The organism is Burkholderia anthina (assembly GCF_001547525.1).
GTDB classification, from domain to species: domain Bacteria; phylum Pseudomonadota; class Gammaproteobacteria; order Burkholderiales; family Burkholderiaceae; genus Burkholderia; species Burkholderia semiarida.
The window spans coordinates 555,920-568,117 of the sequence record NZ_CM003768.1 but is presented as its reverse complement, the minus strand read 5'-3'; the positions used below and the strand labels follow the sequence as shown (position 1 = coordinate 568,117).

Sequence of the window (12,198 nt, the reverse complement as noted above, 5' to 3'; positions counted from 1 at the left end):
GGAAACCTCACGAATTGTTTTCGGCGGCCGCCTGAAACCGGCGCCAGCGCATGTCGATCGACCATCCTATGCATGCCAGGATGGCGTACCACGCGAAGAATGACAGCCATTGCTGCCATTCCGGGCGGCCCTTTGCCCACACCGCGACGATTATGCCTGCGAGCATGATGAGGTACCAATAAAGAGCGGTCCGTCCGTGACCTACGCCTGATCGGACCATCCTTTGATAATAGTGCTCCCGGTGCGCTTGCCAGAACTTTTCGCCGCGTAACAGACGTCTCAAAAGTGTTACAGACGCGTCCGCAATAAAGGGCGCGAACACCAGGGCCGGAAACCAGATCGGCCAGACGTCCGTACGCCAGCCCCAATAGCCGAGCGCCCCGGCCAGGAAACCGAGCGGAATTGAACCTGCATCGCCGAGAAACAGCCTCGCCGGATGGAAGTTGAGTAGCAGGAAGCCGAACGCCGCGCCCGCCACCGCCGCCCCGGTCAAGGCGAGATCGGGGGACGGATGCGCGCCCGTCAACGCCGCGACCGCGTACGCGCCAAAGCCGAACAGCGCCATACCTCCCGCGAGGCCATCTGCGCCGTCCATGAAGTTGTACAGGTTCGTGAGCCAAACCATCACGAAGCCGACGCCGAAGAGCAGCCACCACGGCGCATCGGCCGGGTAGACAGCGATCAGCGCGACGACGGACGCCAGGTGCACCGAGAACCGCACGCGGGCCGGTAGCCCGCGCCGATCGTCGATCTGCGACATCGCGGCAAGCGCGGCGGCGGCGACCGCGATCAGCCACAGGTGCGGCGCCAGCGCCAGCAGCGCGACGATGCAAACCGGCACGATGCCCCACCCGCCGACGCGCGGAGTCGGCAGCGTATGGAGTGAACGATCGTTCGGGATGTCGGTGGCAAGACGCCACGCGAGGCCGGTCGCGAGCAGCACGCGCAAGATGGCCGTCGATGCGATGGCGGCGGCCAGCGCCACCGCAACGGGCCACGTGAATATCGGGAAAGGCATGTCGACTATCGTTGTGTATCGCGCGAACGATACCATGCGGCGGTCGCTTCGAGGCCCTGCCGGGTCGTATAAGGCGGTTGCCAACCGAGCACGCGCTTGATCCGGCCCGTATCGAGTTGCAGGCTGCCGGTCAGGCGATCGATCGCCGCGCTGCGGCCGGTCACCTTGCCGAGCGCACGTAGCAACGCGGCCGGAACCGGCAGAAGCCGCGCCGGCTTGCCAAGGGCGTCGCCGACCAGACGCAGCAGGCCCGTGACGGACGGTGCGTCGTCATCGGCAACGTGGAAGCATTCACCGGCCGCGTGCGGGTTCGTCGCGCATTGCAGCATCGCATCGGCGAGATTGTCGACGTAGACGATGCTGCGGCGCGAGGAGACGGAACCGAGCGGCAGCGGCATCCCGCGCGCCACCGCATCCATCATTCGCAGAAAATTGGCACGGACGGACGGGCCGTAGACGAGCGGCGGCCGCACGACGACGACATCGAGCCCGGCCGATGCGCCGAACCGCGCGAGTTGCTGTTCCGCACGCAGCTTCGAGCGGCCGTATGCGTCCTGTGGGTTGGGGCGCACGCTTTCAGACAGCGGTGCGCCGCCGTCGCTTTCGCCCACCGCCTTGATGCTGCTCGCGTACACGATCCGACGCACGCCATGCTTGCGCGCGGCCTCGGCGAGACGCAGCGTGCCCGTGACGTTGGTCGCGTCGAATGCCGCGTCGGGATCGGGCGACTCGTCGCGCATGACGTGCACGCGTGCGGCGAGGTGGATCACGCAATCGGCGGTCAGGTCGGCCGGCCATTCTTCGGCGAGGCCATCGAAATCGGCGCCGCCATGCACCCACTCGCGTACGCCGTCGACGCATCCGCCCGGCCGCCGCACGAGTGCGGTGACAGCGTGCCCGGCGTCCAGCGCGAGACGGCAAACCGCGCGGCCGACGAAGCCGTTCGCGCCAGTGACAACGAGATGCGTCATGATCGCCTCCGACTCAGCCGGCGGACATCGCTACATAACCGCCTGATGCCACTGCCGATGACCACGCACGAAATCGGAGCGTCAAGCGCGCGCGTCACGACGCCACGCGCTACATCGCAGGTGGGACCGCCAGTGCCCAGCGGGCGCACGCATACGGGAAAGGGGCCAAAGAGGAACACGGATGGCTCTCGAAAACGGGGAGGATATCGATCGTGGACACCGTCATCGATTCGCACCACCGCGCACCCGGCCGCGGCAGGGCCGATACGAATCGATGCGCGGCCTCTGGATCGGACATAAATGCTGCACCGCTGATGTGACCGGGGTCGTCATGAAAGAAGACCGCCGCTGCCCGGGGGTTCAATCGGACGCGTCCCAAATTGTAACCGTGCCGGCTCGCGGCCTCCAAGCCGGGCGCCTCGAATGGCCGGGCCGACGGCGCTCGAACCGCTGTTTGCAACCGAGCCGTACGCATACGGGCCGCGACGGGCACGACAGCGATCAAGCCAGCAACGCATTCACCTTTTCGACGAGCGGCGCAATCATTCGCTCCCACCCATGCTCACGTTCGACGAAGGTGCGCGCTCGCGCCGCCATCTCTACCGACGCGGCCTCGTCGGCGACGAGTTGTTCGATGCAATCGACAAATTCCTCCGGCGTATCGGCGATCAACAGTTCCCGCCCCCCTTCAGCACCCAAGCCCTCATGGCCCAGCGACGTGGTAACGACGGGTAGCCCGAGCGCCATGTACTCGAGAATCTTATTCTGCACTCCCGCACCGATGCGCATCGGACATACGCCGATTGCGCCGTCTGACGCAGCTTGCGCAACCGACTCGACCCGGCCGGTCACTTCGACGCCGTCGTACGCGCGAAATCGTTCGGCGAGTGCAGGTACGATCGACCCCACGATCCGGAAACGATAGTCGGCACGCTTGCGCAGCAACGGCAACACGGCCCCGGCGAAAAAGTGACACATATCCTGGTTCTGGACCGTGCGCATGTCGCCGATGAAAATCACGACGCGGCTCGCCATGCTGCGCGGCGTGTACGGCAGGCCCGACAGGTCAACACCGTTCGAGCACACCATCACGTTCTTGCCCGACGCGCCAGGAAACAGGTAGTCGCGATCGGTTCTGGAAACCAGCACCGAGAGATCGAAGTCGTCGACGATCGTTCGCTCGTAGTCGAGCAGGCGCTTTGCCTCGATACCGAACACGCGCGACTTCAGTCCTCGTGCGTTCTTCAACTGCTTCACACGACTGTAGTTGAGCGAGATCGCGTCGGTCATTTCGAGGATGCGCGGCTTGTCCGACTTGCGTACATATTCGGCACAGCGCACGAGATGCACGAATACGCCATCATGCGACGGCAGCAATCTCGCCACCGCCGCCGCAAATGCGCGGCTCCGGTAGTACGCGACCTGCAACGGCGTGCGGGTCGGCAACGCGAGCAGCGTATTGAGGTACGACAGCCGGCGAGGCAGGAAGACCCGTTCGACGCGGTCGAACACGCCGTCGTCCGGCAACACGGCATGCATTTCTTCGTCGGTCTCGCACATGCTCAGCAGCGTCAGCGAGTAATGGCGGGACAGCACGCGACAGAGATGGTAGATCCGCAGCTTGTCGCCGCCGATCACCGGATACGGAAACCGCGGCGTCAGCACCAGCAGTTTCTTCTTGTTCTGGCTCATGACAGGCGGGCCCAGAAATCCTGAATCGATGGACGAACGGCAGACGCCGAATAGGTGCGCGCGCGGTCCATGCCGGCACCGACCGCCACGTCGAATCGCGTACTGTCGCCCCATACGTGGCGGATCTGTTCGGCCATGTCCTCGACCGAATAAGGATCGAACTGCAGGCCGCACTCGCCGACGATCTCGGGCATCGACGTCGTGTTGCTGCATGCGACCGGTGTACCGGACGCCATCGCTTCCAGCAATGGAATCCCGAACCCTTCGAACAACGACGCAAAGACGAACGCGCGGGCGTGGCGGTACTGCTGCCGCAGATCCTCTCGCGACACGTAGCCCAGCAGTTCGACGACGCCCCCCAGCCCAAGCGCATTCGCTCGCCCGAGAAAGTGCGCGTGATGGTCGGATTTGATCCCCGCGATCCTGAGCCGTGCGTCATCGCCCAGTGCGGGCCTCGCCATCGCGAAAGCCTGCAGCAAACGGTCAACGTTCTTGCTGGGCACTTCTCCCGCCACCGTGAACAGATACGGCTGGCGGGCAGACCAACTGACCGGCGGCGCGAACCAGTCGTCCGAAATCGTGCACGGAATGACAGGGACGTCCGCCTCGCGCAACCCGAACCGCTCCATCAACTCTCGCTGTGTGAAGCGTGAGATGGTGAGCACGGCGTCGGCCCGGCGAACGAGCCGAGGCACCACTTGACGACGGTAAACCCGCCCAACGGTCTGATACAACGATCGCGCCGGCGGCAGCACATGCCACGGCTTCATGTAGATCAGGTCATGGACGACCGCGATCACCCGCGTGCTGCCCGTGGACCGCAGCGGCCCCGTGTTATACGGGCATAGCAGATAGTCGAGCTTCTGCTCACGGCACAAGCGCGGCAACTCGACCTGCTCCCACCACGGGAAGAAACCGTGACCGTCACTGACGAACGGCCACTCGTCGGCACTCACGCCGCTCGGCGCCAGACCCAGCACCGACGCGCTGACCGGTTCCACCAGTTGCCGGGCGAATCGCCCCATGCCGCGGTAGTTGCCCACCATCCAGGTGATATCCACCCCCAACTTCACGTGCTGCTCCTCATCCGGGCCCACTCGCAAGCGACGCGAACGCGGCCGCCGAACGCGGGGAATCGTACAATCCGGCCGACCGACATCGATACCTCGTCGCACCCCGCCCGTTCGACAAACTGCCGACGTGCACCCGCCGAGACGGCGTACGCACCACGCGAAACCGACGCGACCATACCGAAACCGACGCTCACCCACGCCCCGCTTCGAACATCCAGCGCAACGTACTCTCCAGCGGAATGTCGTCGAGCTGCCCGATAGCGGCCTGCAACCGCGCACCATTGCCCTGCAATCGGCGCACTTCGTTCGCACGTACGAACGCGGGGTTGACCTGGACGTCGATCGTGTAGCCGGCGATCTGCTCCATCATCGCGATCACCGCCTTCAGCGACACCGCCCGGCCCGAACAAACGTTGAACACGCCGCCAGCCGGCGCTTGTTCCAGAAGACGCCGATAGGCATCCACCACGCGCCGCACGTCGGAAAAATCTCGCTCGACATCGATATTGCCGAGTTCGATCACACGCTCGCCGCGCTGGAAATGGCCGACTATCTTCGGCAGAAGAAACTGCGGCGACTGCCCGACGCCCGTGTAGTTGAACGGACGCGCAACGACGATCGGCAGCTTGTCCTGCCACAGGCGCGCCAGGTATTCCATCGCCAGTTTGCTGACCGCGTAATCGTTCGCGGGATTCGGCTCGACGGATTCGTCAATGATCTCGACCGCCGCGTTGCCATAGATATTGGCGCTACTCGCCAGCAGAATTGCTCGCGGACGATTTGCCAGACTCGCGAGCGCCTCCAGCAAATTCCGCGAGCCGACCACATTGGTGCGATAGATCGCGTCCGCATCACCGTGCGCGACGAATGACACCGCGGCGAGATGCGCGACCACGTCCGGCTGCACGTCCGCGACGACCTTTGCCAGCGCCGCCCGGTCGCACAGATCGACCCGGTACATGCCGGCTCCGGTCACCTCGGAGCCGTGCGTCGTGCCGAACACGCGATAGCCGGCCGCCTGCAACGACTTCGCGAGATAGTCGCCGGTGAAGCCGCCGAGCCCCGTCACCAGGGCGCGCGGCGTATCAGAACGAGAAGCCGCGTTCATTTCGGCGCAAATCTGCTTGAACCATCATCGCACACAGCTCCTCGAGCGTCGTCTTCGGCTCCCAGCCCAAGTTCTGCTTCGCCTTCTCGGGATTCCCGATCAACAGATCGACTTCGGCCGGCCGATGGAACTTCGGATTCACGCGAACCAGCGTCTTGCCGGTGGCGACATCAATACCGACTTCCTGCTCGTCACTGCCCTTGAATTCGAGGTCGACACCCGTCGCCTTGAACGCCATGCTCACGAAATCGCGCACGGTCTCGGTACGGTTCGTGGCCAGCACGTACGTGTCCGGTTCGTCGGCCTGCAGCATGCGCCACATACCCTCGACATACTCCTTCGCGAAGCCCCAGTCGCGCTTCGCATCCATGTTGCCCAGTTCGAGTACGTCGAGCTGGCCGAGCTTGATCTTCGCGACGGAGTCGGTGATCTTGCGCGTGACGAATTCGCGGCCGCGCAGCGGCGACTCGTGGTTGAACAGGATCCCGCTGCAACCGAAGATGTCGTAGCTCTCGCGATAGTTCACCGTGATCCAGTGCGCGTACAGCTTCGCCACGCCATACGGGCTGCGCGGATAGAACGGCGTCGATTCGATCTGCGGAATCGCCTGCACCTTGCCGAACATCTCGGACGTGCTCGCTTGGTAAAAGCGGATCTTCGGATTGACGATGCGAATCGCCTCGAGCAGGTTCAGCGGCCCGATGCCAGTAATCTCCGCAGTCGTGACCGGCTGGTCGAAGGACACGCCGACGAAGCTCTGCGCGGCGAGGTTGTACACCTCCGTTGCCCCGGTCGTCTGAAGCAGGCGAATGCTCGCCGACAGATCGGTCAGGTCGTATTCGACCAGATGCAGGTTCGGATGCTTGGCAATGCCGAGCTCCTCGATGCGCCAGAAGTTCACCGAACTGGTGCGGCGGTAGGTGCCGTAGACCGTGTAGCCCTTATCAAGCAGCAACTCGGCCAGATAAGCACCGTCTTGTCCCGTGATGCCAGTGATGATGGAAGTTTTCTTAGACATAATGATCCTACTTTAAGAATACGCTTCATCGCGCATGAGAATTTTTGCCAATTGGCGAGCACTCTGCGCCCAGGTCAGGAACGGCATACCGCGAGATGAAGGCTCCTGCTGCTGCGCTCGGAGCTCCAGCCATGCCTCGATCTCGGTCGCCAGCTCGCGCCCGTCTTGCGCGGAAAAATAGAATGCGTGCTCGCCAGCCACTTCGCGAAACACCGGCAGATCGCGCGCGATGATCGCCAATCCATGTTGCGCGGCTTCGATCAGCGGCAAACCAAAGCCTTCACCATAGGACGCCGCAATCAGACACGAACTTGCCCCATAGATTTTCTCCAAATAGACGTCCGAGGCATTTTCCAGCCAGAACAAGTGGCGCCCCTGCTCCGTGTGCGCCCGCAGGCGGGCGACCAGGTCCTCCACCATCCAGCCCTGTCGCCCCACGACGACCAGATTGACGACGTTCTGATTGTCGCGCCACAGCTGCTCGAACGCATCAAGTACCTGAGCATGCCCCTTGCGGGGTTCCAGCGTCCCCACCATCAGGAACGTCGGGGCATTACGCAGGTGTTGAAGCATCTTGCTTCCGTCCCGCGGGATTTCCGAAGACGTCGCGAAATTTTCGATATCCGCCCCGAGATGGAACCAGTCGATCTCGAACGAGCGTGCGCGGTCCGGAGCGTGCGTTGCCAGCCATGACGACAAATCCGCCGCCACAGCCTGCGAAATGCACAACGCGCCATCGTTCTCCGCCACGACATCGAGCCATCCCGTAAACCCATCGGCCGCGCCAGGAACGAAGTACTGAGGGAGCAGCACGCAGAGCAGATCGTAGACGACAAACTTGACCTGCACACCCTGCAATCGCATGGTTTGATAAAACGCCCGCTGCGCTGGGACGACCCGCGGTTGCAGATCCAGACCGACGAATACGTCTCCTGCCGCATAGTCGATCGGCTCGTCCTGCAGCCAGCCGTCGTCGAACCCCATCAACCTCATCGTGAACTCACGCGCATAGCGATAGGAGTCCTTGGTCGTGGCGTACACCGGTTCCACCCGGAAGCCGTCGGGCGGAGAATCCAGCCATTCCTTCAGCAGATTGCGCACCACACGCTGGATCCCGCTCCTGGCGTCCACCTGCACGAGCTCGGAGATGTCGACCAACAACTGCCGCTTGTTGTTGCGCGGAACAAAGCTCCTCGCCGTGCTCAGCGCCCACGTGCGCAACTGGTCGTCGCTGGCTTGACCGGCGCGAACCGCGATTGCGCGAGACAATACGACCGGATTCGCGTTCGCGTGAAGATAGAACCGCTCGACGGCATCGCGATACTGTTGTGCACAAACGTCGGGCGCATGAGCGTTGACGATGATGTCCCGCGCGCGTGCGCCTATCCGTTGCCGGCGTGCCGGATCCGAGCGCAGCGTTTCCAGCGCCTCGACCAGTTGCTCGTCGGAAAACTCGTCGGGCAACATCCATACCGCCTCGCGATCCAGGTCTGCCATGCTTCCGTTGGCATTGACGATCGTCGCCTTGCCGTAATTCATGCAGTCCAGCACCGTCCCGGACGTCTCGCCGCGAGACAGCGTACGCAACTGCACGCCGACATCGACTGCCGCCAGATACCGCCGGAACATCTGCGCATCGGCCCAACCGGTGATGCGGACCCGATCCCCCATTTGCCGAATGGTGCGCGCGAGTTTCTCGCCATACTCGGTCGGCTGATTTTCCCCGACGAATATCAGATGACAGGCCCGATCGCGCGCGAGGGTCGACCGGCCCCACGCATCAAGCAGCCGGTGATTCAACTTGGACGGCCCGAGGCCGCCGAACGCGCACACCACGAAATCGTCCTTGCCGATCCCCAGCGCGTCGCGGGCATCCTCGCCATGCGACGCGATACGCGCATCGCGCATGTGAGGAATGACGGTCCAGTCTGCCACGTCCCCGCCGTACCAGCGACGGGCGAGCCGCAGTGAATTGGGAGAATGGACGATCACGCCGAGGCTCTTCTGGACCACGCCCAAGCTGCACGGGTACTCCCACACAGCGTCCGCAATATCCGCGCTCAGATGTCGTGCCCGCAGGCCAACGTACCCGTGCGCGTCATACAGTGCCTTGGACCAAGCGTCGGAACGGTTCCCGTGAATGGCCATGTGCGCAAGCACGCCCGAGAGAAAGAAATCGTGCAGAACAACGACTCCCGGCACGGCTTCCAGCAGCGAAAACATGTACTCGTGGAATGACGAGTTGCCGAAATGATAGAGCACCCGATCGTACGAAGCCGCATGTTTGCGCAGCCACGCCGGCGTTTTGACCGAGACGGGCGCGAACTGGTCGAGCCGTATTTCACGCGCTGCCTGCGCATCGACGATGACGTCGATATCGTAAAAGCGCGCCAGTTCCGGCAGCAATTCGGCGCTGTAGTCAGCGATCCCGGTGCGGGCCGGCGGCATCGGCGACACGTAGGCCAGTTTGGGCCGTTTCGACTGGACTTCCGGCTCGCGCGTTTCGGCGAGCCAAGCCCGACGCCGCCGCTCGATTGCATCGAGCGCACACCGCCCGCTGCGATCCCACGAGAACTTGCCCGCCTGACGCATCCCGTGTTCGATCAGTGCCTGACGATAACCCTCGTCCGTCAGGCCACGCTGCATGTGCTGCGCAATCGCGTCGTCGGATTTGGGATCGAACAGCGCTTCCTCCCAGCCAATCACCTCGGGAACGCTCGACGTATTCGCGCCGATGACGGGCGCGCCGCAACGCATCGCCTCCAGCACCGGCAAACCGAAACCTTCATGCCACGAAGGAAAGACGAACAAGCGGCACAGATTGTAGAGCGACAGCAAATCCTCGTCGGGCACAAAGCCCGTGCATACGACATCAGCCGCGTCCAGGCCGACTTGCCGGGCCAGGCGCGTCAATGCATCACGGCTAGCCGGTTGAATCGAACAAACGATCGCCAACTGGTGCGACTTCCTCAACTCGGACGGCAGCAATGCGAACGCGCGGATCATGCCTTCGACGTTCTTGCGGTGATCGATACCCCCCGTATAGAGCACGAACGGTTTCGTCAGCCCGTATTTGCTTCGCAACGCAGTTTCGCGCTCGGCAGAAATCTGCTCGGGACGGAACCATGCGTCGACATCGGCGGACATGTTGACCGACCACTCGGGCGAGAAATTCAGATGTTCGATCCCTTCCGAGCGAGACGATTCGGAAATGGCCAACCACAGATCCGCGCGTCGAAGATGTTCAATTTTCTCGAGGTACCAATCCTTGAAAAGAGGATTCTCCAGATAAGGCTTGGCATAGAGGTATGGAATCAGGTCGTACAGCGTAACCGCGACCGGGACGTTCGTCTGAAGCGCGTGAATGCTGGTGATCGAATCATCGCCGAAGCCTTCGAAAAAGCTGGCGATATAAATGAAGTCAGGCTTCAGGCTCGTCAGAAAGGCTTCATAGGTCAATTCGCTGGCGCGGCGACGCCAGGCATTGGCTTTATCCGCATGCGCGACGGGCGCCGCTGCATACCAGACGTGAATGTTCTCCGCCGGGAGCAATGCCTCGAACTGCTCGCGCAGGACCCGCGCGGACTCCTCGAACGCGCCATTCAGTGCAAGTACGATTTCGTGGTCGCCGCGATTCCGGATCATCGCCTTGACGATGGACTCGGTGTAACGACCCACGCCGCGATTGCGCGAATTGAGGCTTTGCGCCCCTTGCATGTCAACAACGATACGCATTATTCAGTATCCCCATGGTCCGGCGCGAACGCTGACTTGAGCGCCATGTACGCTTCGCGCGCGCGGGGTGTCAAACCGTCATCATCGATCGGCTTTCTCTGCATCGATTGCGCAGGCGCCCCCACGATGATCCGAACGAGCCTCTGCTTCACACCAGGCATCGCGCCCAGCGCTCGCACCGCCAATCGTCGCAGACGAGGGTTGCGATTGACGTACGCGACGCTTCGGAACAGCACACGCCTCACGCCGGATTTGCACGTCGCTTTCGCTCCGCGAGCGAACGTGACGGCGCTTCGCATGGGCGCAGTAACACGCCAAGACGTGCTGCCATAGACCGCCTGCAATCGCTCCGCGGCGTGCTGCGCGTCGTCCTGGACCCGCCTCAGTTCGCCGGTCACTTGCGCCAGGTCGCCCCGGACACTGCCCAGGTCGCTGCGGATCTGCGCAAGCTCATCAACGGCCCGCATCAGTTCACGGCGGGTGCCGTCCACTTCTTCGCGAGTCAAGCCCAGTTCGCCATGAAGGCGCTCGATTTCGCTCTGGGTCTGTTGATGAAGGCGCCCGATTTCGCTCCGCGTCTGCTCGATCTGTTCAGCGGCATGCTCATGCGCCCTGGTGGCCCCTGCCTCGAAACGCGCAGCAAGCTCGGCCAGCGACAGCCCGTAATCGGCATCGAACGCTGCGTCGAAAAATGCCGCGTCGGCTTCACCGCAGGGTTTCTGGGCAACAATGGCGTAATCCGGACTGACACCGCCGAGCACATCCATAAGATGGGCCCGCGCCCCCTCTTCCTGCAACGCAGGGGACTCCTGCAGCCGAATTCGCTTGACCCTGGCAAATCCGGCATACTCGCCCACGAAACTCAGGAGTTCCGAAGGAATCGGACGAACATGACTCGGATCCAGATAGAAATTGCAGCCCGCGACGACGATATTTTCCGGGTTCGGCGTCTCGAGGATCAAGAGACCGCCCGGCTTCAGTACGCGCAACGCTTCGCTGACGATTCGTCGAACTTGCTCAAACGACACATGCTCGACAACGTGAAACGCTGAAACGAGCGCGTGACTATTGGCGTCGAGCGCAGCAAGATACTCGATGGCATCGCCCTGAAATACCGACAGACCGCGCTCCCGACATGCTTCCAGCATGTCGCCATCGAGGTCCACGCCGATCGCGGCGAACCCCGACTCGCCCATCAACTCCAGCCATTCACCGCGACCGCAACCCAGATCGAACGCTTTTCCGCCCGGATAGAGCCTCGCAAGGGGTGCAATAAACGGCCGGTATTTCGCCAGCCGACTTTTGATCAGTTCCCTTGAGCCTCGATGCTGATCTTCAAACGCGCGATAAAAGCTATCCACTAAGACAAACTCCTCACCATCGTCCAGCAGCCAAGCCACATCGACGAAATTATCCACCACCGGCAAGTAGCACCGCGGGAAGCGCGGCTCCTGGATCAGGTTGACGTCACGGGTGAACGCGTTCCGGGCGCAGCCCAGCGCTTTCACGCATGTGCTCCACGGCAACTTGCCCGCACAACAGTGCGGCGATATGTCGACATCAGACCCGCGGCAGGCCTGCGC

General features: G+C 62.7%; 8 protein-coding genes. All 8 read right to left on the bottom strand.

Translation table 11 applies throughout. The features are described 5' to 3' along the window. Window positions 1-7 precede the first annotated feature (7 nt). The gene (locus tag WS64_RS02650; RefSeq protein ID WP_060965656.1) at window positions 8-1,018 is read right to left on the bottom strand and encodes an MraY family glycosyltransferase; all 1,011 of its coding nucleotides are present in this window, start codon (window positions 1,016-1,018) and stop codon (window positions 8-10) included. Window positions 1,019-1,023: 5 nt separating this feature from the next. After that, window positions 1,024-1,989, bottom strand: a complete 966-nt coding sequence (locus tag WS64_RS02645; RefSeq protein ID WP_059574193.1) for a UDP-glucose 4-epimerase family protein — start codon at window positions 1,987-1,989, stop codon at window positions 1,024-1,026. 501 nt (window positions 1,990-2,490) lie between these two features. After that, window positions 2,491-3,681: a glycosyltransferase gene (locus WS64_RS02640; RefSeq protein ID WP_059574194.1), complete on the bottom strand. Its 1,191-nt coding sequence runs from the start codon at window positions 3,679-3,681 to the stop codon at window positions 2,491-2,493. Further along, window positions 3,678-4,742 (bottom strand): glycosyltransferase family 4 protein, encoded by a 1,065-nt coding sequence (locus WS64_RS02635; protein ID WP_244166562.1) that lies wholly within the window; start codon window positions 4,740-4,742, stop codon window positions 3,678-3,680. The genes WS64_RS02640 and WS64_RS02635 overlap by 4 nt, the downstream gene beginning before the upstream one ends. A 202-nt stretch (window positions 4,743-4,944) precedes the next feature. Then, a complete protein-coding gene (locus WS64_RS02630) occupies window positions 4,945-5,862 on the bottom strand; it encodes an NAD-dependent epimerase/dehydratase family protein (protein WP_060965655.1) in 918 nt (305 codons plus the stop codon). Continuing rightward, window positions 5,840-6,880, bottom strand: a complete 1,041-nt coding sequence (gene gmd / locus WS64_RS02625; RefSeq protein ID WP_059574196.1) for a GDP-mannose 4,6-dehydratase — start codon at window positions 6,878-6,880, stop codon at window positions 5,840-5,842. Before gmd ends, WS64_RS02630 begins: the two co-directional genes overlap by 23 nt. 12 nt (window positions 6,881-6,892) lie before the next feature. Beyond that, entirely contained in the window at window positions 6,893-10,615 is a 3,723-nt protein-coding gene (locus WS64_RS02620; protein WP_060965654.1) for a glycosyltransferase, read from the bottom strand. Beyond that, window positions 10,615-12,123, bottom strand: a complete 1,509-nt coding sequence (locus WS64_RS02615) for a class I SAM-dependent methyltransferase (protein ID WP_230943830.1) — start codon at window positions 12,121-12,123, stop codon at window positions 10,615-10,617. The genes WS64_RS02620 and WS64_RS02615 overlap by 1 nt, the downstream gene beginning before the upstream one ends. Between the last annotated feature and the right edge of the window lie 75 nt (window positions 12,124-12,198).

What these genes read in the sequence shown, in the direction of transcription:
- WS64_RS02650 (WP_060965656.1), bottom strand. Translation starts at nt 1,018, where the DNA reads ATGCCTTTCCCGATATTCACGTGGCCCGTTGCGGTGGCGCTGGCCGCC.
- WS64_RS02645 (WP_059574193.1), bottom strand. Translation starts at nt 1,989, where the DNA reads ATGACGCATCTCGTTGTCACTGGCGCGAACGGCTTCGTCGGCCGCGCG.
- WS64_RS02640 (WP_059574194.1), bottom strand. Translation starts at nt 3,681, where the DNA reads ATGAGCCAGAACAAGAAGAAACTGCTGGTGCTGACGCCGCGGTTTCCG.
- WS64_RS02630 (WP_060965655.1), bottom strand. Translation starts at nt 5,862, where the DNA reads ATGAACGCGGCTTCTCGTTCTGATACGCCGCGCGCCCTGGTGACGGGG.
- gmd (WP_059574196.1), bottom strand. Translation starts at nt 6,880, where the DNA reads ATGTCTAAGAAAACTTCCATCATCACTGGCATCACGGGACAAGACGGT.
- WS64_RS02620 (WP_060965654.1), bottom strand. Translation starts at nt 10,615, where the DNA reads ATGCGTATCGTTGTTGACATGCAAGGGGCGCAAAGCCTCAATTCGCGC.